25 protein-coding genes are annotated in these 21,417 nt (G+C 46.4%); 8 read left to right on the top strand and 17 right to left on the bottom strand.

All coding sequences use genetic code 11. The features are described 5' to 3' along the window. Positions 1–237 (top strand): IS3 family transposase (locus BUA79_RS08955; protein WP_143147900.1); only part of this gene is annotated, 237 nt, incomplete at its 5' end. Between the two features lie 109 nt (positions 238–346). On the opposite strand, the gene BUA79_RS08950 is transcribed toward BUA79_RS08955, so the two are convergent. After that, positions 347–865, bottom strand: a complete 519-nt coding sequence (locus BUA79_RS08950) for a CarD family transcriptional regulator (RefSeq protein ID WP_073994090.1) — start codon at positions 863–865, stop codon at positions 347–349. Between the two features lie 249 nt (positions 866–1,114). On the opposite strand from BUA79_RS08950, the gene BUA79_RS08945 reads away from it, so the two are divergent. From BUA79_RS08945 to BUA79_RS08930, 4 genes are all read left to right on the top strand, one after another. Continuing rightward, complete coding sequence (locus BUA79_RS08945; protein ID WP_073994089.1) at positions 1,115–1,729, top strand: GTP-binding protein; 615 nt, start codon at positions 1,115–1,117, stop codon at positions 1,727–1,729. 2 nt (positions 1,730–1,731) lie between these two features. Continuing rightward, positions 1,732–2,250: a hypothetical protein gene (locus BUA79_RS08940; RefSeq protein WP_073994088.1), complete on the top strand. Its 519-nt coding sequence runs from the start codon at positions 1,732–1,734 to the stop codon at positions 2,248–2,250. 30 nt (positions 2,251–2,280) lie between these two features. Beyond that, positions 2,281–3,378: a GerMN domain-containing protein gene (locus BUA79_RS08935; protein WP_073994087.1), complete on the top strand. Its 1,098-nt coding sequence runs from the start codon at positions 2,281–2,283 to the stop codon at positions 3,376–3,378. A 220-nt stretch (positions 3,379–3,598) separates the two neighbouring features. Further along, positions 3,599–3,799, top strand: coding sequence for a cold-shock protein (locus BUA79_RS08930; RefSeq protein WP_073994086.1), 201 nt, complete (start codon positions 3,599–3,601; stop codon positions 3,797–3,799). A gap of 57 nt (positions 3,800–3,856) precedes the next feature. Here the strand turns inward: BUA79_RS08930 and gcvH are convergent, their stop codons facing one another. Further along, the gene (gene gcvH / locus BUA79_RS08925) at positions 3,857–4,231 is read right to left on the bottom strand and encodes a glycine cleavage system protein GcvH (protein ID WP_073994085.1); all 375 of its coding nucleotides are present in this window, start codon (positions 4,229–4,231) and stop codon (positions 3,857–3,859) included. Between the two features lie 170 nt (positions 4,232–4,401). On the opposite strand from gcvH, the gene BUA79_RS08920 reads away from it, so the two are divergent. Then, positions 4,402–4,986, top strand: a complete 585-nt coding sequence (locus BUA79_RS08920; RefSeq protein ID WP_094757397.1) for a protein-L-isoaspartate(D-aspartate) O-methyltransferase — start codon at positions 4,402–4,404, stop codon at positions 4,984–4,986. Here BUA79_RS08920 and BUA79_RS08915 read toward each other — a convergent pair. The 12 genes from BUA79_RS08915 to nifH all read right to left on the bottom strand — a co-directional run bounded on the left by BUA79_RS08915 (position 4,960) and on the right by nifH (position 17,327). Continuing rightward, positions 4,960–5,895 (bottom strand): hypothetical protein, encoded by a 936-nt coding sequence (locus tag BUA79_RS08915; RefSeq protein ID WP_073994084.1) that lies wholly within the window; start codon positions 5,893–5,895, stop codon positions 4,960–4,962. The two genes, BUA79_RS08920 and BUA79_RS08915, sit on opposite strands and share 27 nt — an antisense overlap. Further along, a complete protein-coding gene (locus tag BUA79_RS08910) occupies positions 5,888–6,541 on the bottom strand; it encodes a Fe-only nitrogenase accessory AnfO family protein (RefSeq protein ID WP_073994083.1) in 654 nt (217 codons plus the stop codon). The genes BUA79_RS08915 and BUA79_RS08910 overlap by 8 nt, the downstream gene beginning before the upstream one ends. Position 6,542: 1 nt before the next feature. Continuing rightward, a complete protein-coding gene (locus tag BUA79_RS08905; RefSeq protein ID WP_073994082.1) occupies positions 6,543–7,361 on the bottom strand; it encodes a beta/alpha barrel domain-containing protein in 819 nt (272 codons plus the stop codon). Then, positions 7,336–8,319: a homocitrate synthase/isopropylmalate synthase family protein gene (locus BUA79_RS08900; RefSeq protein WP_073994081.1), complete on the bottom strand. Its 984-nt coding sequence runs from the start codon at positions 8,317–8,319 to the stop codon at positions 7,336–7,338. The genes BUA79_RS08905 and BUA79_RS08900 overlap by 26 nt, the downstream gene beginning before the upstream one ends. A gap of 75 nt (positions 8,320–8,394) precedes the next feature. Further along, positions 8,395–8,703, bottom strand: coding sequence for a 2Fe-2S ferredoxin (locus tag BUA79_RS08895; protein WP_073994080.1), 309 nt, complete (start codon positions 8,701–8,703; stop codon positions 8,395–8,397). A gap of 15 nt (positions 8,704–8,718) precedes the next feature. Beyond that, entirely contained in the window at positions 8,719–11,370 is a 2,652-nt protein-coding gene (nifB, locus tag BUA79_RS08890) for a nitrogenase cofactor biosynthesis protein NifB (protein WP_073994096.1), read from the bottom strand. An 8-nt stretch (positions 11,371–11,378) separates the two neighbouring features. Beyond that, the gene (nifE, locus tag BUA79_RS08885; protein WP_073994079.1) at positions 11,379–12,740 is read right to left on the bottom strand and encodes a nitrogenase iron-molybdenum cofactor biosynthesis protein NifE; all 1,362 of its coding nucleotides are present in this window, start codon (positions 12,738–12,740) and stop codon (positions 11,379–11,381) included. A gap of 26 nt (positions 12,741–12,766) precedes the next feature. After that, on the bottom strand, positions 12,767–14,131 hold the full coding sequence (locus BUA79_RS08880) for a nitrogenase component 1 (RefSeq protein WP_073994078.1): 1,365 nt from the start codon (positions 14,129–14,131) through the stop codon (positions 12,767–12,769). Continuing rightward, a complete protein-coding gene (locus BUA79_RS08875; protein WP_073994077.1) occupies positions 14,131–15,735 on the bottom strand; it encodes a nitrogenase component I subunit alpha in 1,605 nt (534 codons plus the stop codon). Before BUA79_RS08875 ends, BUA79_RS08880 begins: the two co-directional genes overlap by 1 nt. Before the next feature lie 11 nt (positions 15,736–15,746). Further along, positions 15,747–16,136, bottom strand: coding sequence for a P-II family nitrogen regulator (locus BUA79_RS08870; protein ID WP_073994076.1), 390 nt, complete (start codon positions 16,134–16,136; stop codon positions 15,747–15,749). Between the two features lie 20 nt (positions 16,137–16,156). Continuing rightward, on the bottom strand, positions 16,157–16,483 hold the full coding sequence (locus tag BUA79_RS08865; RefSeq protein ID WP_073994075.1) for a P-II family nitrogen regulator: 327 nt from the start codon (positions 16,481–16,483) through the stop codon (positions 16,157–16,159). 25 nt (positions 16,484–16,508) lie between these two features. Beyond that, a complete protein-coding gene (gene nifH, locus BUA79_RS08860; protein WP_073994074.1) occupies positions 16,509–17,327 on the bottom strand; it encodes a nitrogenase iron protein in 819 nt (272 codons plus the stop codon). Between the two features lie 340 nt (positions 17,328–17,667). Between nifH and BUA79_RS08855 the strand changes: the two genes are divergently transcribed. Both BUA79_RS08855 and BUA79_RS08850 read left to right on the top strand, forming a co-directional pair. Beyond that, positions 17,668–18,087, top strand: coding sequence for a hypothetical protein (locus tag BUA79_RS08855; protein ID WP_073994073.1), 420 nt, complete (start codon positions 17,668–17,670; stop codon positions 18,085–18,087). 79 nt (positions 18,088–18,166) lie between these two features. Next, entirely contained in the window at positions 18,167–18,412 is a 246-nt protein-coding gene (locus BUA79_RS08850; RefSeq protein ID WP_073994072.1) for a hypothetical protein, read from the top strand. 62 nt (positions 18,413–18,474) lie between these two features. Here the strand turns inward: BUA79_RS08850 and pdxR are convergent, their stop codons facing one another. The 3 genes from pdxR to pylSc are packed head-to-tail and all read right to left on the bottom strand — an operon-like array spanning position 18,475 to position 21,408. Next, entirely contained in the window at positions 18,475–19,890 is a 1,416-nt protein-coding gene (pdxR, locus tag BUA79_RS08845) for a MocR-like pyridoxine biosynthesis transcription factor PdxR (protein ID WP_073994071.1), read from the bottom strand. Between the two features lies 1 nt (position 19,891). Further along, positions 19,892–20,530, bottom strand: a complete 639-nt coding sequence (locus BUA79_RS08840; RefSeq protein WP_073994070.1) for a vitamin B12 dependent methionine synthase — start codon at positions 20,528–20,530, stop codon at positions 19,892–19,894. Between the two features lie 35 nt (positions 20,531–20,565). Next, positions 20,566–21,408, bottom strand: a complete 843-nt coding sequence (pylSc, locus tag BUA79_RS08835) for a pyrrolysine--tRNA(Pyl) ligase large subunit (protein WP_094757396.1) — start codon at positions 21,406–21,408, stop codon at positions 20,566–20,568. Between the last annotated feature and the right edge of the window lie 9 nt (positions 21,409–21,417).

Raw genomic sequence — 21,417 nt, 5'->3', positions numbered from 1 at the left:
GAAAATAGAGTTTTTCAGAGTATGTCCAGAAAAGGAAATTGTCACGATAATTCTGTAATGGAAAACTTCTTTGGAATCATGAAACAGGAAATGTATTATGGTGCAGTTTTTTACAGCTACGAAGAATTGAAAGAGACGATAGAAAAATACATAAAATATTATAACGAACAAAGAATCAAGGAGAAACTAGGATGGATGAGTCCAGTAGAATACAGACTCAACCTCTTGGCTGCATAAAGAAATAGCGTAGCAGCTAAAAAGCTACTACGCTATAAAGTCTAACTTATTGGGGTCACATCAATTACCGGTGCTCCATCTTTTTTTATGCTTTGATGCTGGTCTTACATTAATTCAGTCTGGAAAAAGCGTTGCGAACCCTGTCTTCTATTTCTTTTGCCACGTCATCCTTATCCACTTCCAGAGACAGGGACATCTCCCCAAAAAGGAGCTCTTCGGCTTTCTTGAGGTAGCGTTCGTCTGTCTGTCCTAGTTTTTTCCCGACCTTCAGCTTATCCTGCTTTTTAACGTAAACAGTTTTGATAATCTTGACAAGTTCCTTTGTATCCAGGGCTGCCAGGGAGACTTTATATTTTTCTTCCAGAATCTTGTCCGTTACCGCATACAGGGGTTCTATTGAATCCATGTTATCGATGAGTTCTCTGGCTTCCCTGCGGGAAAGAATTTTTCTCATCATTATCTTCTCATTATCCACGGGAATATAAACGATGTTGCAGCTTGAGTAAACCGGTTTCAGCATATAATACTCCCGGTCCTTGTCAACCCAGGACACTTCAGGGATTCCGATACCCACAATCTGGCACACTCCCCTGCTCCCATAAACAATATAGTCATTTTTCTGATACATAATATTCTCTCCTTTCGCAGAAAGTCAGTAAAACACACCCTTATCCGTCGACCAGGGTGTATCTCTTCATTAGTTTATTGATATGACACTTCTTGTATACAGTATAGCACGTTTAAATTTGAAATGTAAGTTTTTTTATGCTATGACCAGACCGTATCGTCTGATGGTTTTAAATAATTATACAAATATGCTTTCCGGAGTTATAATGTAAGGAGTGAAGAACTACTATTCTGCAGATGGGAGATTGTTATGAAGATATTAATGTTCGGGGGTTTTCTTGGTTCCGGGAAAACAACCATCATCAAACCTTTAATTCAGGAATTATTAAACAAGGGTGATAAAGTTGCCCTCATTGAAAACGAAATCGGTGAAACCGGTATTGACCAGAATATTCTGGAGGAGGCTGGTGTCCATATCACCACCATTTCCGGAGGCTGTATCTGCTGCCAGCTGACCGGAAACCTTATCGATGCTTTCATAAAGATCAAAGAGGATCTGTCTCCGGACTGGCTGATTGTTGAAACGACCGGATTGGCTGTCATGAAAAGCATTGTGGATTCCTACAAAAAATATGGGGATCCGGATATTCCAATATATACTTTCGCGGTAGTGGATGTATCACGCTGGGACGTGCTTGTCAGGGCTATGGAAAACCTGCTCCGGGCACAGCTGGAAGGCGTGAACGGGGTACTGCTGAATAAAACGGATATCAAGGATCCGACCGAGGATGCACTGAAAAGAGTGGCCGAATATTCCGGCAATGCACCAACGTATATGGTTTCCTCCACATCCTGCAGTTCCGGAGAGATTCTGGAGATTATTGAATCGGCGCTTAAGCAGGGCGCTGCGAAGGAGGATAAATAATTATGAAACACAATAACCATGAGCATGAACATCATGGCCATAACCATAGCGAACATGGGGAGAACTGCGACTGCGGCTGCCACAGCGGGCATGGAGACCACCCTCACCATGAACATGACCACCATGAACACCATCACCATGAGCATGACCACGGACACGACGGGGACTACGAAAAATTCATCGAGAACACCATGGTTTTGAGCAGAAGCTGGAATTACTCTGTTCAGAATCCGGTTTCACTGCGGATACTGGAAGAAAAAGCAAAAGCGCTGTTCCTGGATTTGGGTACCCAATTTTCAGTAGAAGGCATCATCCTGGGGCATATCAAAGGGGTCATCAAGACTGGCGCGGATTCTTTTTATTCCCTTTCCATGACAAGAGAAGGTCAGACAGACGTTACTGCCTCCAAAAACTGGACTCCGGACCACGAAGCTGCTGAATATACTTTCACCATAAATATCTTGTCCATGAAACATATACCTGTTGAAGAGGAATATTTGCATAAGGCCATGATTGCGTAATTCTTGCTGACGGCCCCATGGAGGTACGTTATGAAAAGATTAATCACATCACTCTTTTTGATAATTGCACTCTTGCTCAGCTTCAGCGGCTGCAGGAACGATGGTGGGGACGAAACCTCCTCATCTGAAACAGAAACCCAGACCACTGACTCGGAGACCTACACCGACCCATCCCTGCTTCATGTTTTGGACTTTTTCCCTTTTTCCGGAGACGTCCACAGGAAATACCGGGGATTGGGAAATGAATTTGCGGAATATGATTCATTTGTGGACTACTCTGGAGAAAACATAATGCAGATGAGGGTAGTCAACCCCGGCACCACCTCAGTCCAGGTATACCGGATTGATTCCGGCCGATTGATCCAGGCCTACTCTGCAGGAGAAACCTATTTCAAATGGGACTTCACCGGAGAAAGCAACATGGAAGAAGTCGTTATGCAGGAGCCCTTGGAGAAGGGCAATTCCTGGACTCTTTCAGACGGTTCCGTCAGGACCATAACGAATACAAGAGCCAGCATTACCGTACCTTATGGGACTTTCGATGCTGTGGAGATCACTACAGAGAGGACGGACAGTACCACCCGGGATTATTACGTTGTGGGAATCGGACTGGTCAAAAGCGAATTCATATCTGATTCCGATCCGGAAAATCCCATCAGCAGCGAACTGGAGCTTATCGAGTGGGAAACTCCCTATAGCCAGACCGTACGTGTTTATTATCCTGATTTTAACAATGATCGGATCGTTTATGTTGACAAAACCGCAGCGCTGCATACGAATGAGGAAATTGCAGGTATACTTGAGGAAAGCCTGAAGAATATCCCAGCCGGAAGCGGTCTGCAGGCCGTAATTCCCGCCGATGCATCCCTTCTGTCCGTTCGATATGATGTCAGCCTGCAAACAGTGACCGTTGATTTTTCCTCGGAATTTGTCTCTTCCATGAATGCCGGCGCCGGCCTGGAGGGCATGATTCTGTCCTCCGTTGCGGATACTTTTGGATATTATTTTCAGACACACCAGGTTTCAGTAACCCTCGAGGGAGGAGCCTATTCCTCAGGCCACTTCTATTATGAACCGGGAGAATTTCTGGAAACAAACTGGGATGCTGCCATGGAATATACACCTTAAATAGACATGTTCCAAAGGCCTCTGCCATCGGCGGAGGCCTTTATTCTTTTTCCGAAAACACTTGACTTTATGAGGGATTCAGGGTATTCTTAAGAAGTATTTTAGATGTTTAGTTTGATTCACATATTTTTGTAAGTCATTATCTAACTATGAAGACTTACGAAAATATGTGATTTTTATTTTCACCCTAAAATATAATAAAATCAGGAGGTATTTTACAATGACAAAAGGTACAGTAAAATGGTTTAACGCTCAAAAAGGATATGGTTTCATCACAAGCGAGGATAATGAAGATATTTTCGTTCATTTCTCAGGAATCGCTACAGACGGTTTCAAAAGCTTAGATGAAGGACAGAGAGTTTCTTTCGAAACTACTCAGGGTAACAGAGGACTTCAGGCTGTTAACGTAACTTTAGCATAAGTCAAACCAAAAAAGTAAAGTGGCGGGTTAAACCGCCACTCTTTTTTTTGCCTTTTTTTATCCTATTTCTTCCTCATACTCGTCTGCTGTCAGCAGGTCGTCCAGTTCCGTATCGTCGCTGAGCTTGATCTGCACAATCCAGGAAGCAAAGGCATCATCATTTAAGTTCCCTGGCGAATCCCTCAATTCTTCGTTGACAGAAATCACTTCCCCGCTCACAGGAGATGTTATCTCCAGCGTAGTCTTTGAAGTCTCCACTTCCGTAAATACATCCCCTGCCGAAAACATGGTGCCAACCTCCGGGAGATCTATGTAATTCACATCCCCCAACTGTTCTAAAATATAATCCGTGATTCCCAGCCTTGCCTTATCACCTCTTATTTTCAGCCACGCATGCTCAACCGTGTATTTCAAATCTGATGGAAGTACCATATGTTCTTATCTCCTTTTTATATAACCTTCTCTTCGCGATAATTATAATGGATTTGTATCAATTCTGCAATCTATATTATCAACAAAATCTATACTTCTTCGTTTGATTGCTATATACTTGAATTATTCAAAAAGCAAGAGAAGGAAACGAACGTCAGGAGGTACCTCATATGGACTACAATGAATTGATAGCGTTCACAGAAAATCTGGACAGATCTTCTTTTCTGGAAGCCGGGTATAAGCAGTACGCACAAATCGATGAGCCTCTTCCTATCGGTTTCGGACAGACAATCTCGCAGCCAAGCCTGGTTGCGCAGATGACCTGGCTTCTGAGGCCGGATAAGTCAAGCCGGGTACTGGAAATCGGGACCGGTTCCGGGTACCAGACTGCCATCCTGGCAGAGTTTTCCGGGCAGGTCTACACTGTAGAACGCATCCGGGAGCTGTCTGACCGGGCCAGGGACGTTCTGGATTCCATGGGATATGCAAATATACATTACAAGGTCGGAGACGGAAGTGACGGCTGGAGTGAAAATGCCCCCTATGACCGCATTATGGTCACTGCGGCCGCATCCGAAATTCCAGAAGAGCTGATTGACCAGCTCAGTCCGGGAGGCAGGATGCTGATTCCAGTAGGCCCCAGGGATGTGCAGGAACTGGTCATGCTGTCCAAAGATTCTTCCGGAGAAGTATACCGCGAGGCTGTCGAAAATGTAAGATTTGTAGAATTAATCGGCAAATACGGGTGGGGATGACTGCCCAAAACTGACGGGGAAACTGGTAAACTCATATTCCTTTTCCGAAAACAAATGTTTTCCGCCCAAACTGTCCGTAACAGCCAGTCCCTTTTCACCAAAATTGATTTTTATTGGCGATATTACCATGATCTCTATGTCAGCCATGCTTGGTACCAATACAGGTGTTATGGTTTCCATTTTTCCATCCCCGGCTATCCGGATTCCCGAATGCATGGTTGTTAAGCTTTTTATGGCGGCATTTTCATAAAAGCAGAGGGAATTGCGGTCTCCATGTATGCCCATTGCATTAAGGTCAAAAGTGATGAATTCCCCTGCCAGCGTTGAAATCGGAGTGCCGCGGGAAGGCTCCAGAGATTTTATCACGCCATTTTCATATAGTGATATTCCAATCCGTGCCGTCACCGGCCCGTAGGACGTATCGACCGTCACGGTTTCTCCTGGCCAGAGGGTCAGGCTCTTCAGCTTTCCTGACGGGTACTGGGAAATACAGGAAAGTTTTGCATTAATCTGCAGGCGGTCTGTCTGGATGCCGATGCCCTCCAGCAGGTCCCCTTCTTCCTTCTCTGACCAGTAACCGCTTATCTGTCCGTAAGTAGGAAATACTCTCCGTATACTGCCCCCTTCGTAGAAGGTCACCATCTCTGCCATGATTTTCCCAAAAGGCGTTTCTATTTGCTGCCTTTTTTCCAGGTATGCGCTTTTAAGTTCCCCCGATGCATAAAACTCCATGGCATTCCTGCTTTTGGTCCTTGTCTCATAGAAATCATATTTCGGAATCAAAATACCTGCTTCCGTACTGATCCGGTTTTCTTCAACCAGCCTGCACTCCCTCAGCTGTCCGTCCGGATAATAGCTGGCACGGGTGATTCCCTTTATCACTCCATACTTGGATTTAAATTCACTCATTGCACATTTCCTCCTGATTTCTGCAGATTTTATGGAAAATCTTAATTGTATACAGACCTTCGTTTCGTCTCGATTCCATTTGAAGATTGCTCTGTTCGAGGAAGGAATCTATCCACGGCATGATGTGGGTGCATATTATTGTTACGCTCTGGAATAGCTCATTGCTGAAAAATGGAAGCAGAGCTTTTTTCGAAGTGAGCTCCGGATATTTTTTCGCTGCCGCGGCATAATCAAAGTAGTAATTCCCCTCGTTATCTGTCGACACGGGTCCCAATGGGATCTCCTTTTTGTCCTCCTCCGCAGCACCCTCTTTTACATCATAGAAATCTGTTCCCATCTGTTCGAGAAGTTCGTCAGAGAATTCATCCGCCTCGCAGACTATGAATCTGTTTTTTTCCAGTATATAATAGGGTACTCCGGTTATGATGCTTCCCACCAGGGCTTTGCACTCACCCAGCCGGCATATGATTTCATTCATATGTGTCCGGATGCCCTCGCCGTCGCGCCCCTCCATCCGGACGCCCTTCAGTTCCTCCGCCACAGACCAGGAATCCCCCATTTTCCCATAAACCACAATGTGGTCTGCATGGATGAAATCAGTGATCTTATTCTCATTATCGAACAATACAGCTATCATCTTCTTCATGTCATCTGCTTCCTTTCGAATTATTTTCCAACAGGTCCAGCACTTCCTTTTCCAGGGAAAGAACCTTGTTCTTATCGATTCCAAAATCAAAGCAGCCTTCTGCCGCCTTAAGAAACTGATAAAAGTTGCAGTTTCCTCCCCGTTCGCCGATTCCGGCCAGAGTGCAGTCAATATATCTGACACCCGCAGCCGCGGCCACGATGGAATTGGCTACTGCCATCCCCAGGTCATTATGGACGTGGATTTCCAGATCGATATCCGTCTGGGAGGATATCTCTTCTATTATCCGTCTGGTCCTTTCGGGGGTAAGCACTCCAACGGTGTCCGCGATCCGGATGGTGTCCACTCCCAGATTTTTCAGCATTATTGCGGTATTTATCAGAAATCCGACATCCGCCCTGGATGCGTCCTCAAATCCCACTGTCACGCTTGCTCCTTTTGTGAGGGCTGCATCCACACATTCGCATAAGTTTTTCCGGAACCAGACCTTGTTTTTTCTGAGCCTGCTGTATATCTGGGCGTACGAGACAGGCGTTCCTATATGGATGATATCCGGGCATTTTGTGTTCATTCCCAAGATGTCTTCCTTGATTGCCCTGCTCCAGATGGATATTTTTGCATATTCCCTTCTGCGCATGATTTCTTCTATATAATCCCTCTGTTCCGCTTTAGAACCCAGTATACCGGCTTCAATCTCGCCGACATGGATTTCATCCAGCTTCAATGCAATCCTGATTTTATCCTCCGCGTTAAAAACTATGCCCGCCCTCTGCTCGCCGTCACGCAATGTGGTGTCAACTATCCATTTTTTTTCCTTCATCGGCACATACCTCGTTTACGATACTTAAGAATTCCACATCCTTCAGACCCCTCTTCAGGTCTGAACCTTGTTTTTTTACTTCCGAAAGAATGGCGAGTATATCTTTTTCCTCCTCCATCTTTATTCCGGCCTCGCCCAGTTTGTAAATGACTGCGTTCTTTCCGGAATGTTTGCCTACCCGGATGCCGAACTTCCGTCCTACCTGCTCCGGAAGAAACGGAACGAAATTTGATGGGTTTTTTATAATCCCATCCACGTGTACGCCTGCTTCAAACTCAAATATTGCTTCGCCTATCACTGGTTTGTTAGGGGAGACTCTCTCCGTCGTCACATCTTCAAACATTTCTTTCAGCCGGATCAGGGGAGAAAGGTCCTGATTCACCTTATACCTGGAAGAAATCCTTAAGGCCATCAGCACTTCCTCCGTGGCGGCCCTGTTTCCAATGCCGGTAAAGCTCGTTGATATTTCATTATTGCCGTCGAGAATCCATTGTACAGCCAGGGCGGTCGCGCACCCGAAGCTGTTTTCCGGACAGAATATTATCCTGGCTTTCCCGGCATTCTCCTTGATATTTTTCATGATTCCACTGTATTTGTGGCAGATCATATCATCCAGACCCTTGATCCGCAGGCACGCATAATCCTGATAGGATTTGATCTGTATTACCTCCCGGATATCGTTTATCTGAAGCTGGCAAATCAGATCTTCCCCTGGGATTCCTTTCTGGTGCAGGAATTTGTATATGCCCGGGTAATCATGTCTCTTTTCAGGCATGCCGATCATCATGTACAGACGTATGCCCTCCGGCAGTTCCCCCATCTTTCCATAGATATCCTCGGAGATTTCCAAATCCAGTATCCCGATGCTCTTCATCAGGCTGCAGAAATCAGCAATCTGGTCGGGAAGCCACTCGAATCGGTCCATCATGGCCAGTGTTGAATCAATAATTCTTATCATATATCAGCCTGCCTCTCAAAACGCCTTTAACCTGCCGCATTTATATGCAGCAGGCTATCGGATCAATTTCTTGTGTTATATCATGAGGTCCTTCACGGGGTTGCCATTTTCAAAATGTTCTTCGAAGATCCGTTCCACGTCTTCCTCGGATACACTCCCATACCAGACCGCATCCGGATAGACCACCACGATCGGGCCTCTGTCACAGATACCAAAGCATCCGGTATTGTTGATGACTACATCTCCCGAAAGTCCTCTGTCCTCTATCTCTTCCATAAACCTTTCCACGAGGTCGACGGCTCCCTTCGAATGGCAGAAACCCTTCTGCTGTCCGTTGATTCTGCAGCTCGTACAGATAAACACGTGATATTTTGGCTGAACCATACCATCACTCCTTTCTTAAATCATTGAAGTCGCCTTTTTGACGGCGTCCTCAATTCTGTCATAAGTGGGGTATACGAATATTCCCTTTTCCGTGAGTTTATTGCGGGGTTCTTCTCCGATTCTCATCGCTATCACCCCTTTGCAGTCCTCTATCATGCTTATGATGCTGTCGATCTTGCCTTCTTTATGGTCACAGTTTTCGGCACCCGTACAATACTGGTCGATCTTCCTTCTTTCGACAAATCTGACCTCATCATTTTTGCTCTCATATATGTATACTTCCTGGATCTGTCCGAAATGCTGGTCAACCAGCGTTCCGCTTTTTGAGGCTACGGCGAACCGGGCTGACTGTTCCTGATCCCTGCTCTGCTCCGCCGGTTCTCCCTGCTGTTTCTCGTTTACTTCAAGCGAAATGTCGTTGTCCAGCCTGCCGACTGCGTCGGCCCTGCACTGTCTGCAGTGGTACATCTGAAGCATTGTTTCGCCGCAGATATCCCTGATTGCATTGACTTCCTTGTTGCTTGCCGGAACCAGATTCTCGAATGCGCTGCCTTTTACGGGTATCATTGGCATGATGTTGGTGACGTAGCATCCCAGGCTTTTCATTTTGCTGACAACTTCCGGGATATGTGTATCGTTAATTCCCTTGAGCGTCACAATGTTGACCTTGCAAATTATTCCTTGGGAAGCAAGCAGCCGGATTCCGTTGAGCTGGTTCGACAGAAGGATGGCGCCGGCATTTTCCCCTGTGAATCGGATGCCCATGTAATCGATAAATTTATAGATTTTGGCGCTTATTCTGGGGTCAACTGCATTGATGGTTACCGTAACATGGCTCACGCCGAGTTTTATCAGCTCATCCGCATATTTCGGGAGCATGAGGCCGTTGGTGGAGAGACAGAATGTCACCTTCGGATCGTATTCCCTGATCAGTTCGAGCGTCCGCTTCGTATCCCCAAAATTGGCCAGCGCGTCTCCGGGACCCGCTATCCCCACGACAGAAAGATTTGGGACTTTTTCCTTGACGCTTATGTACCGGTCGAAAGCTTCCTCCGGGGTCATGACTTTCGTCGTCACACCGGGTCTGCTTTCGTTGGGACAGTCAAATTTTCTGACACAATAGTTGCACTGGACGTTGCAGTGTGGAGCGACCGGGAGGTGGATCCTTGCATACTCATGTGCCCCGCAGTTATAGCAGGGATGGGTTTTTGTCTTTTCTTCAATCTCCCGTTTTTTAATCGCAGCCGTATCCAGGACCTCTTCCCTTATCCCCTGGTCGATGGGGGTATCTTTATAATATTCATTATACAATTCTTTTCTGAATCCCCTTTCCTTACAGGCTAACACCGCGTTTGTAATCTCATCCAGGTACATAAGGCTTCCTGCAAATCCAAGCATCCGCAGGCGCTGGCCGCCAACCCTGTCATGAATGGGGAATCCCCTCCTGACTAAAGGTATGCTCATGTTCTCTTCAATCCTTCTGCCATCTGAATTGCCTATCATCAGATTGGCATTTCCTGAAACTGCCAGCTCTTCCATCGTCTTGAAATCTATATCATCAACTATGCAATAGTTTTCTTCAAATATCATATCTCCCAGCGGCTTGATTTCTTTTTCCAGAAGGGGCTTCAGCATCTTGCAGGTGCTGCCTGTTGCCGCTACTACCGGCATAACTCCATTTTCCACGCACAGCCTTACCGTAGACAGGACGAAATCAGGATCTCCATAGATTACTGCTCTTCCGTCACCGCTGTATTTATGGGAATCGATCATCGCATCCAGGTATCTGCCTCGCTCAAGTTCCACTTCCTCTGGGATTTTCATTCCGGAAAGCTCAGACAGCCCCCGGTAAAATTCATCCGTATCCCTGAGCCCAACAGGGAGCATCAGCTTTTTGAGGGGAACACCGAACCGGTCGGCCAGGTATTGTCCGGGGGAGTATTCCAAATCCATCCCCACAAACTCAACCGTGCAGGCCGCCCCTCCCATCTGCTCTATTTCGCTTACGGAAGTACCCCCTGATGGGAGCCGGCTGTATTTTTCCGAATATCCGCCGTCCAGATTGTCCGACAAATCAGACAGAAAAATCGCCTCCAGTCCGAATCTGGCAAATTCTTTCTTTAAAAACCGGATATCCGAGGGACTCTGCATTCCCGTCACCACGTTTATCTTATTGTTTTTTTCACATTCTCGCGCCAGATGCGACACGATCTGATAAAGCCCTCTGAAATACCCGTCGAACTGGGTACCGCCGTATCCGGGGGAATGGATGGGAATAATCCGAATGTAAGCATATTCCGGATTCAGTTCATAAAATTTCTCTATCATCCTTGCAATGTCCTCGCCAATCGTCTCGGACAGGCAGGTTGTGGAAACTCCGATAACTTCGGGATTGTATAGTTCTATAAGATTTTTCAGGCCTTTCAGGAGATTTTCCTCTCCTCCATACACGGTTCCATGTTCTGTCAGCGAGGTGGACGCAATATCCACCGGTTCATTGTAGTGAGTCGCCATATGTCTCCGTATATAAGTTGAGCAGCCCTGGGAACCATGAAGAATCGACATGGATTTCTTTATGCCGTACATGGCCGTGACCGCTCCCATCGGCATGCACATTTTACATGGATTCACATTCAAGCTGACCAATGGCTTTACTTTTGTTTTCATATGCACACCTACTTTCCGAGATATTTCCAAACAGGATTGTTTATACTTTTATTAATCTCGTGGACAAAATTCACTACACCTTCATATCCCGACAGGGGGTGTTTTCTTTCATGGTTGTGATCGCAGAACGCTATCCCCAGCTTATAGGCGAGGGGGCGTTCTTTGACTCCCCCCACCAGGATGTCGGCACCCTTTTCCTTCATGAATGTTTCAAGCTCAGCAGGATTGGCATCATCCAGGATTACGGTGTCTTCATCCGCCAGATTTTCAATAATTTCATAGTCATCCTTGCTGCCTGTCTGGGTACCTACGACAACGGTCTTCATACCCAGAAGGTTGAACTGCCGGATCAGTGAGATGGCTTTGAACCCTCCTCCCACATAAATCGCGGCCTTTTTGCCCTGAAGTTTGCTTCTATAGGCCTTTATGACCTCTTCCGCCTCCCGCTCCATCCGGGTTGTGAACTCGATGGCTTTCGCTCTCGCTTCCATGTCCCCTAGCGCTTCCGCAATGCGGATCAGGGAGCTGGTGGTATCTTCTGTCCCAAAGAAGCTGACTTTCAGGTACGGTATCCCGAATTCCTCCTCCATCTGTTTCGCCAGATAGGTGCTGGAACCTGCGCACTGTACAACGTTCAGGCAGGCTTCCGGTGCCCTGATCAGTGATTCATAGCTGGAATCCCCGGTAAATGTCGAGAGAACTTTTATCCCGATCTTATTGAAATAATTCTTTATTATCCAGATTTCACCGGCCAGGTTGAAGTCCCCCAGAATATTTATGGCTTTTATCTTCTTATCCGTTTTATAATTTCTGATAAGGGACATGATTGCGTTGCATGCCATCTTATACCCGGTTGACTTATTGCCCGAAAACCCCGGCGACTTGACCGGAATTATATGAGCATTATATTTTTCGGACATTGTTCTGCATACTGCCTCCACATCATCGCCGATAACACCCACAATACATGTTGCATATACAAATACGATCTTGGGAGAATATTTTTCCATAACCTCTTCTATAGCAGCCGTCAGTTTTTTCTCACCGCCGAATATGACATCTGTTTCCCTTAAGTCGGTGGAAAAGCTGGTCCTGAACAGGTCGTCACCGCTCGTCAGGCTTCCCCTTATATCCCAGGTATAGCTTGCGCACCCTATCGGACCATGTACGATGTGAAAAGCATCCGTAATCGGGTTAAGAACTACCCTGGCACCGCAGTACACACATGCCCTCTGGCTTACGGCTCCGGAAACACTGTCGGAATCGCATTTGATCCCGTTGCCGCTGCATCCATCCACTTTATATACGATTGATTTTTTCCTGTCCTCTAATATACCGGAATCCGACCTCTTAACTACCGCAGGTTTCATACTCAACACATCCTCTTCCATAAAGTCTACATTACCATCTCTACATCCTTTTCTTCACAATGGCTATCCTGATAATCCATGATTGCATTTACGATCAGCTCCGCCATTCTCATTCCACCCTTGTATCCTACAAGTGGCATGTAAGAATGGATGTATCTGTCAATAACCGGGAATCCCATCCTGACAAGAGGGATGCCTTCCGCCCTTGCAATATGCTTTCCGTGGGTTCCGCCGATCATTATGTCCACCGGCTCATTTTTCATAAGCTGATGCAGGTAAAAGAGATCCGCTTCTGCTTTTATAACAGAATCTTCTATTCCGAATTTTTCCATCATCGCTTCTGCGGCTGCCTTAAACTGTACGCCCGGCGTACCGGTAATGACATATTTGGGAATCATTCCAAGTTCCAGACAAAATTGGGTTATTCCCAGCACTGTGTCCGGATCCCCGTAGATAGCCACTTTTTTGCCATATGTGTAGGGATGAATATCCACCATCATGTCAACCAGCTGGCCTCTTTCTTCTTCCACTTCAAAAGGAACATCTTCCTTGGAAAACTGCTGCAGGGTCATGATGAATTTGTCCGTGTTTTCAATTCCCATTGGTAGCGGAATCGCATTGTAATCCACTCCACATTTTTTCTTAAGTGCCACCGCGCTCGGTTCGCTTGTCTGAATTCCCAGGGCCAGCGAGGATATACAGTCACCCAGTCCTTCGATCTCTTCGATGGTTGTTCCGCCGTCCGGGTACATCTCATATTTTCCTGTCATGGCTCCATCAAGGACTCCACTGGTGTCGGGAAGCATGGAGAAAGGCACTTTCATGGCTTTCATAAGCTTTTTGTACTCCCTGTAATCGCCCGGATTTCCCCAGCCCGGGAAGACACAAAGCTTGCCATTTGACGTTCCCGTCTTCCTGGAAAGGTAGTTTACAAATCCCGAAACCATGTTCGTAAAGCCGGTCACATGTGAACCCTTATAACTTGGTGTGTTGCAATGGACGACATATTTGCCCTCCGGTATGTCCATCTCTGTTATGATGGAGCCCAGGTCATCTCCTATCGTCTCAGACAGACAGGTTGTATGCACGGCGATGATGCGGGGGTCATACAGATCAAATATATTCTTTGCGGCAGTTTTCAGGTTGCTTCCGCCTCCGAATACAGATGATCCCTCTGTAAAGGAGCTGGATGAACCCATTACCGGTTCTTTAAAATGTCTTGTCAGGAACATTCTGTGGAATGCGACGCATCCCTGGGAACCATGACTGTGAGGCAGACATCTGTTGACACCCAGGGCCGCGTACAAAGCGCCTGCAGGCTGGCATGTCTTACAAGGATTGATCTTCAATGCCTCTCTTTCAACAACTTCTTTTGGTGTGTAATTCAGCATTATTCTGCACCTCCTAATGTTCCCTCGATACTTGGTATGCTTTTCCATGGTGCCCGGATATAGCTCCACGCCGGTGTGTATAGTCCCATGACAAGATCATGTCCAAAATTGACCGCGCCCTTAAATCCGGCATATGGACCGCTATAGTCATAGGAATGCAGCTGCCTGGAAAGCATACCGCTTTTCTGGGCTACAAATTTATCTTTGATGCCGGAGAAAAAGATATCCGGTTTGAGTACACGCAGGAACTCTTCTGTTTCAAAATGGTTCAGGTCATCACATATAATGGAGCCATCGTTCATGCCCTTAAACATGCCCTCATAATAGTTGAGCTTTACTCCTTTATTATCCAGTTCCGCTTTTTGCTCATCTGTCAGGAATACCCTGTAATGCTTTGGATCCGCCTCAACTTCCAGGCTCTCTATATTTTTGCTGTCTGCATCTGTTTTGATGCTTGGAATTACTTCCCTGCCTTCGTAATCATCCCTGTGGGCAAATTCATATCCCGCAAGAACCGTTTCAATGCCGAAGTCCTTAAGCAGAACCTGGTAGTGATGGGCTCTGGAACCGCCCACATAGAGCGCTGCTGTTTTGCCTTTCAGCTTGCTGTTGTAATAAGAAACATCATCCGCAATTGCGCTCATCTCGTCCGCGATTACTTCTTCTATCCTTTTTTTCAGCTGCTCGTCCCCGAAATATTCTCCCACATCCCTGAGTGCTTTCGCCGTGGATTCTATTCCGACAAAATTGACTTTTATCCAGTCGATTCCATATTTGTCCTTCATCATATCCGCAACATAGTTTATGGAACGGTGGCACTGCACCAGGTTCAGATTGGCAAGGTGGGAATTCTTCAGATCACGGTAGCTTCCGCCGCCCGTGAACACCGATACGACTTCCACGCCGCATCTCTTCAGGAGCTTTTCAACTTCCCATCCGTCACCGCCTATGTTGTATTCGCCCAGAACATTTACGCTGTACTTCGTTTTAGGCTCTTTATCTCCTGTTCCAATCACGTAGCGGATCAGCTGGTTGTTCGCTATATGATGTCCGGCTGACTGGCTGACGCCTTTATATCCTTCGCAGCTGAAGGATATGGCCTTTGTTCCCAGGTCGGATTCTATCCATTTTGCAACTGCGTTGATATCATCCCCTATCAGTCCTACCGGACACGTGGAACAGATCATTACAATCTTCGGCTTAAATATATCTACGATTTCCTGTGCCGCCTGCTTTAATTTCTTCTCTCCGCCGAATACGATATCTGCTTCCTGCATGTCCGTGGAAAAACAGTATTCCAGGTAGCAATCCGCCTCTTCATTGTCCCTTATGTCGCTTTCAGCCTTATGTCTCCTTGTTCCCCAGGCGTAATAGGAGCATCCGATCGGCCCGTGGACGATGATTGCCGCGTCCTTGATCGGCCCGAGCACAACGCCTTTACATCCCGCATAGCAGCATCCGCGCTGCGTTATTATCCCAGGTATGGTTCTGGTGTTTGCTGTAATCTCTGTTTCTTCCCCCACTGTTACCAGGTGGGGTTTTCTATTTTTATAGACCCTGGCGCTGTATTTGTCCAGAACCTTCTCTTTTAATCCCTCTGACATGATTTCACCTCCTAATATGATTCAGTATCTGTCTGAAGTTCACCGTTTCTTATCCGATATGACTCTTCGATAGGAAGTACAAAAATCTTTCCGTCTCCCAGATTGCCTGTGTGGTTCGTTTCTATTAAGGTTTCAACCACCTTTTGAACACACTCGTCAGGGACCATTAAGTTGAAATATCTTTTCGGAATCAATCTCTGGCCTTCCGTGAAGTATTCACCTACCGGGGAAACCGGCAGGTCTCCGTTCTCGATAATCGACTGGATCAAGGAAGGATCTACTGATTTTTTTCCTCTGCCCAAAACCTTTCTACAGGTAAAAGCCGGAAATCCCGCTGATGCTAAGGCTTCTTTTGTCGCATTCACTTTGTTCAGGCGGACAATTGCCATTATCTCTTTCATTCCACAATCCTCCTATGCTATTATAGTCCCTCTTCTTTTGTACTTATCGTGTATGCCTGCTCTACTCGTGTAATGAAAATTCTTCCGTCGCCGAAATTTCCATTTTCTCCGGTTCTCGCATACTTCATTATCATTTTGACTATGTCGTCTTTATCCTCATCTTTTACTACCATCAATAACATTTCTTTTGGAATTTCGTCATAAAATATATCTCCGACCTTGACGCCCTTTTGCTTGCCACGGCCATACACATCCATTTTCGTTACTGCCGGATATCCTGCGCTCAGTAACTCGGATAAAACCACCCCAACCTTCTCCGGTCTGATAATTGATCGAATTAATAACATATTTCGTATCCTCCTTTATTTTGTATTAGTCTAAGATTCCGTGTTCCATCAACAGCTGCTCAAGTCTTTCTATCTGCATTGGCTTTGGTATAACGAACATTTGGTTTCCGTCGATCTTTCTTGCCAGATCGCGGTACTCATCCGCCTGAGGAACTTCCGGGCTGAAATCGATGACTGTCTTCTTGTTGATTTCTGCTCTCTGTACATCATTATCTCTAGGAACGAAGTGAATCATCTGGGTACCGAGCTCTTTGGCGACGGCCCTGACCAGATCCGCTTCACCATCCACATTTCTTGAGTTGCAGATCAATCCTCCCAGTCTTACTCCGCCCGTAGTCGCATATTTCTGAATACCTTTTGCGATATTGTTTGCGGCATACAGCGCCATCATTTCTCCGGAGCAGACAATATAGATTTCCTGGGCTTTTCCTTCTCTGATCGGCATTGCGAAGCCTCCGCATACAACATCTCCGAGTACGTCGTAGAAGACATAATCCAAGTCATCCGTGTAGGCTCCCAATTGCTCCAGCAGATTTATGGATGTGATGATTCCCCTGCCTGCACAGCCAACTCCTGGTTCCGGTCCCCCGGATTCTACTCCTTTGATTCCGCCGTATCCTTCTTTAAGGACAAGATCCAGATCGATGTCGTCTCCTTCTTCCCTGAGAGTGTCCAGTACTGTCTTCTGGCACATGCCTCCAAGCACAAGCCTGGTTGAATCGGCTTTAGGATCGCAGCCTACAATCATAATCTTTTTTCCCATTTCAGCTAAACCAGCTGTTAAATTCTGAGTGGTCGTGGATTTTCCGATACCACCTTTTCCATAAATAGCTATCTGTCTCATAATTACTACCTCCTATTATCTTTTCCGTGTTGCCATAAGCAGCTACTACTTGTTACTTTCAAAGAAAAAATAAAAAGGTGCCGAAAATCCGTGTGGTACCGGAATCTTCAACACCTTTGTTGGCTGATAACTTTTAAATTTTCTCTTTGTTTTATGAATTCATTATAGCTCTACTTAATTTTTGTTTCAATGCATCTATCTTTATAAATCATACCTGCTTTTTCCCATTGCTTTGTGTACATTTACTGAAAAAGTGCTAAACCTTCCATTTATTGTTTTAATGACTGAAAATTGTGATATCATTTCACCATCACTGAATACTAATGAAAGGATGTGCCTTATGAAAAACGATAGCACCGTTACCTGCAGGCTCTATATTCCACAGAAAAATCATGAGAAACTGAACGAAGAAGGAAGAGAGGTCTTCACAAAAGCAGATGATTCCTCCCTCTATTTTACTGATTTCGCAGCCGGATTCGATGGGGGCAGCCTGTATGAATGCATAATCGCATTTTGCGAAGTCTGCCTGCTGACCCTGAATGACGTGTATGGAATTAAGGAAGATACAGACTTGAAAACAGAAATTTTTAAACTCGGTCAGACCGATAAGACTTTTTCCCTGCTTTCCACTATTAAATATGCCGGAAACGAAAAGGAGTACCATGAAATGCTGAATTTCAATCGGCTGGAAGTGCGGGATGACTTTTTCTCCTTTGAACTTCTGGGCGACCAGTCCATGTTCTCCCTGGATTTTCTGTAACAGTCCAGGGTTTACTTTTTAAGACCCGCGTTGTACAATGTTTACAGTCCGTAGACAAATATTACAATGGGAGGTTCACGTGGAAGATAAAGAATTTTTAACCGAGGAAGAACAATTCAGAAAAGTTTTAAGCAAGAAGGAAATCGAAAGGATTCAGGATCCCGCATTACGGGAGCTTCGAATGAACTTTTGGCAGGAAAAATATAAAATTGCCCTGGACACAAAGATAATCACATCCGACGCTCTTTTGGAAGAGGCCATGGCTAAGATTGCAAAAGAGGAAGAGACTGCCCTGGCGGAATACAAGAAAAAACTGAACAAATAAAGCAAAAGCAGAAAGGGGGTCTGACCCCACGCAGTGCGCGTGGGGTCAGACCCCCTTTCCCGCTAACATCCATCTCCCCAGACAATGGCTTCCATGGCGCAGGCAAACTCTATGCATGCATCTTCCAGATCCTCCTCCAAAAGGGAATTGTAGCCGATCATGAAAATATTCTCCGGTGCGTTTTCCTGGTCTATCCAATAGCTTTTTGTCCCGTAGATTCCTATGCCCTTTTCCTGCATTTTGCTTATCAGGGAGTCCTGGCTGGTGCATCCCTGGACCTGCATCAGGATATGGGATCCCGCCGGTGCCACAAAAAGCTTCACTTCCTCCGGGAGCCATTCCTTCATCACCCTCATAAGGATTTCGTATTTTCTCCTGTTTATCAAGGACATTTTCCGGACATGTTTTTCGAGGTATCCGTCCCGGATAAAATCCGCCAGAGCCTTCTGGTTATAGGTGGGGAGGGCAGCATAATAATGTTTATACTTGTCTTCATATATTTCCACCAGCGGTCTGGGAAGAACAAGATATGCGCAGCGGTGGGATGGGGACAGTACTTTTGATAATGTACTGAGATAGATCACTTTCCCCTCATCAAGGGACTGCATGGACGGCAGCGGCTTTTTCCCATAGACAAATTCATTATCGTAATCGTTCTCTATCACATAGGCGTTGTTTTTTTTGGCCCATTCCAGAATCTGCAGCCGTTTTTTAATCGATGTCGTAACCCCGGTTGGAAATTGGTGGGACGGAGTCAGATAAATCAGGTTGCAATCTGACCCATCCAGTGCATCCATATCTATGCCGGAATCCGTCATAGGCAGCGCCCTGATTCCATACCCTTTGTTTGAGAAGATTTTTCGCATCCCGTTGTACCCCGGGTCTTCCACTCCGACCACATAGTCTTTGATGGGCAATATGTTGGTAATGATATCCATGGCATACTGGGTTCCCGCGGAAATGATTATCTGATCCGGACAGCAGTTCACCCCCCGGCTGTTATTGACGTACTCGCAAATAACCTCCCGGAGTTTCGCATTTCCTTTGTTGCACTCGTAGCCGATTTCCTTTTCATAGGACTCTTCCAGAATTGCGTTCTGCATATACCTTCTCCATTTCGTCCACGGAAATGAAGCTGAATTAATATTCTCATATTTAAAATCATGCCGCAGCGGAGGAACCGACGCCAGTGCTTCTTCTTTCATGGCCGCCTTCGTGGCTGCACGCATCCCCTGAAGCGCCTCCAAATCCTCCACATAATACCCGCTTCCCGGGACGGAGCGGATATAGCCTTCCGCCACCAGCTGCTGATATACCTTGCTCACCGTATTATTGCTGACGTCAATTTCTTCTGCCAGCACCCTTATGGGTTTTAATGCACTGTCCTTTTTCATCTCGCCCTTCAGAATGCGCTGTCTCAGAACATCAAACAGCTGTTCATACAAGGGTATCCCACATTTTTTGTCCATATAAATCATGCTATTCCTCCTCACTGTCTTCCGGCGGGAAGTCCTGTTCGCTCTCCGCTTCGACAAAAAATCCTGCAAAGCTTTTCATGGGTGACATGAGTCCGCAATCAAGCAGCCTGACGTCGATCAGTTCAGCATCAAGAACTGTAAAGAACTTCTTCAGCTGGGATACTTCCATTCCATGGAATCCCGGTCCGTAACTGCCTGACATATATTTATTTTCATTGGGGTTTTGATTCTGCAGGTATTGTCTCAGGGTCTCCCTGCCGGCGAAGACATAGGCTGACTGCCAGAAATCATAGTACACTTCGTCCAGCGCACTGGCCTCCCCGTATTCCGCTTCCCCAGCCGTCAGAATATACAGATACACCTTCCTTATTTCCCCGGAAGGAATCCGCGCCAAAGCCTTACAGGTAAAAACCTCCCCGTCCAGCAGCATGCTCATCCCGTCTATGCATTCTTTCCCATATTCAGAAATCACTGCCCGGATCTGCAGCTTATCGTAAATGTCCTCAAGGGCCTTGAGGGTTCTTTCCATTCTTTTTTCCGGCATGGACTTCCCCCGGCTGTAGCCGCACAGATCCATAAAACGTTCCTGCGCCAACTCCCTCCCCGGTTTCTTATCCAACAGAATCACCTGATTCTTCATCAAGGCACCTCCCTATCACTTGAATTAAATACATGTCACTTTACTTTTAGGCAGGCCCCGTCAAGAAAAACTGTGCTCTTTGAATGTCTGTGGATGCCCGATTGCTTTTCCCTGTGCATCAGAAGGCGTTCTAGTCCGAATCCGATGCCAACCCAGGTGCAGTTTATTTTCCACGCGGCATCCAGAGGATGGGGTCCCATGGACGTGGACGCAAGCTCCATCCCTTCCCCGCTGACAATATCCAGTCCGGGGCCGTACACGACGGAATCCTCCTCTTCCAGCCGGTAATCCGAAATGCGGGCCGCCTTCAGTACTAATTCTGCAAATTCCTTCAGACTTTCCGAACGTTTTTCTTCCGGCGTTCCCCACTCCACCAGGTTCAGCATAGTGAATTCCTTCAGATGCGCATTTCCTTCCGATTCCTTCCGGAAGCAGGATCCTATTTCAAAGATCCGCAGTGGGAGTTTGATGCTTGTCATCAGCTGACGGGATACCTCATACAGGTTAGGGGCAAGCATCGGTCGCAGACAGGATTTTGAATCCAGCCAGAAGACCTGCTCATGAAGGGGATTTGTCTTGTCGATGGTCATTTTCTCCAGTTTGGACGCCGATATGATTATGGGAGTCGTCACCTGGGTAAACCCTTCGCCACACAGTGCGTCTGTCAGATCCTGCTGCAGCTGGCAAAGAGCCGGTTTATGGCTGTTTGCCAGCAGATGGCTCAAAGCCGCCTTATTTTCCTTTACCGCCATCTTCTCGGTCCTTGCGAAGGTCTGTTCCCTCTCTTTTGTTTCGTCAAAGGTCCTGGTCAAGATTTCGTTCCTCACGCCCAACTCAGTGAGTCTGTTTTTTTGTGATTCCGTAAATTCCATGCTCATAGGCTTCCT

Source organism: Parasporobacterium paucivorans DSM 15970, assembly GCF_900141895.1.
GTDB lineage: Bacteria > Bacillota > Clostridia > Lachnospirales > Lachnospiraceae > Parasporobacterium > Parasporobacterium paucivorans.
This window is presented reverse-complemented; position numbering and strand designations above follow the sequence as displayed.

What these genes read in the sequence shown, in the direction of transcription:
- BUA79_RS08950 (WP_073994090.1), bottom strand. Translation starts at nt 865, where the DNA reads ATGTATCAGAAAAATGACTATATTGTTTATGGGAGCAGGGGAGTGTGC.
- BUA79_RS08945 (WP_073994089.1), top strand. Translation starts at nt 1,115, where the DNA reads ATGAAGATATTAATGTTCGGGGGTTTTCTTGGTTCCGGGAAAACAACC.
- BUA79_RS08940 (WP_073994088.1), top strand. Translation starts at nt 1,732, where the DNA reads ATGAAACACAATAACCATGAGCATGAACATCATGGCCATAACCATAGC.
- BUA79_RS08935 (WP_073994087.1), top strand. Translation starts at nt 2,281, where the DNA reads ATGAAAAGATTAATCACATCACTCTTTTTGATAATTGCACTCTTGCTC.
- BUA79_RS08930 (WP_073994086.1), top strand. Translation starts at nt 3,599, where the DNA reads ATGACAAAAGGTACAGTAAAATGGTTTAACGCTCAAAAAGGATATGGT.
- gcvH (WP_073994085.1), bottom strand. Translation starts at nt 4,231, where the DNA reads ATGGTACTTCCATCAGATTTGAAATACACGGTTGAGCATGCGTGGCTG.
- BUA79_RS08920 (WP_094757397.1), top strand. Translation starts at nt 4,402, where the DNA reads ATGGACTACAATGAATTGATAGCGTTCACAGAAAATCTGGACAGATCT.
- BUA79_RS08915 (WP_073994084.1), bottom strand. Translation starts at nt 5,895, where the DNA reads ATGAGTGAATTTAAATCCAAGTATGGAGTGATAAAGGGAATCACCCGT.
- BUA79_RS08910 (WP_073994083.1), bottom strand. Translation starts at nt 6,541, where the DNA reads ATGAAGAAGATGATAGCTGTATTGTTCGATAATGAGAATAAGATCACT.
- BUA79_RS08905 (WP_073994082.1), bottom strand. Translation starts at nt 7,361, where the DNA reads ATGAAGGAAAAAAAATGGATAGTTGACACCACATTGCGTGACGGCGAG.
- BUA79_RS08900 (WP_073994081.1), bottom strand. Translation starts at nt 8,319, where the DNA reads ATGATAAGAATTATTGATTCAACACTGGCCATGATGGACCGATTCGAG.
- BUA79_RS08895 (WP_073994080.1), bottom strand. Translation starts at nt 8,703, where the DNA reads ATGGTTCAGCCAAAATATCACGTGTTTATCTGTACGAGCTGCAGAATC.
- nifB (WP_073994096.1), bottom strand. Translation starts at nt 11,370, where the DNA reads ATGAAAACAAAAGTAAAGCCATTGGTCAGCTTGAATGTGAATCCATGT.
- nifE (WP_073994079.1), bottom strand. Translation starts at nt 12,740, where the DNA reads ATGAAACCTGCGGTAGTTAAGAGGTCGGATTCCGGTATATTAGAGGAC.
- BUA79_RS08880 (WP_073994078.1), bottom strand. Translation starts at nt 14,131, where the DNA reads ATGCTGAATTACACACCAAAAGAAGTTGTTGAAAGAGAGGCATTGAAG.
- BUA79_RS08875 (WP_073994077.1), bottom strand. Translation starts at nt 15,735, where the DNA reads ATGTCAGAGGGATTAAAAGAGAAGGTTCTGGACAAATACAGCGCCAGG.
- BUA79_RS08870 (WP_073994076.1), bottom strand. Translation starts at nt 16,136, where the DNA reads ATGAAAGAGATAATGGCAATTGTCCGCCTGAACAAAGTGAATGCGACA.
- BUA79_RS08865 (WP_073994075.1), bottom strand. Translation starts at nt 16,483, where the DNA reads ATGTTATTAATTCGATCAATTATCAGACCGGAGAAGGTTGGGGTGGTT.
- nifH (WP_073994074.1), bottom strand. Translation starts at nt 17,327, where the DNA reads ATGAGACAGATAGCTATTTATGGAAAAGGTGGTATCGGAAAATCCACG.
- BUA79_RS08855 (WP_073994073.1), top strand. Translation starts at nt 17,668, where the DNA reads ATGAAAAACGATAGCACCGTTACCTGCAGGCTCTATATTCCACAGAAA.
- pdxR (WP_073994071.1), bottom strand. Translation starts at nt 19,890, where the DNA reads ATGATTTATATGGACAAAAAATGTGGGATACCCTTGTATGAACAGCTG.
- BUA79_RS08840 (WP_073994070.1), bottom strand. Translation starts at nt 20,530, where the DNA reads ATGAAGAATCAGGTGATTCTGTTGGATAAGAAACCGGGGAGGGAGTTG.
- pylSc (WP_094757396.1), bottom strand. Translation starts at nt 21,408, where the DNA reads ATGAGCATGGAATTTACGGAATCACAAAAAAACAGACTCACTGAGTTG.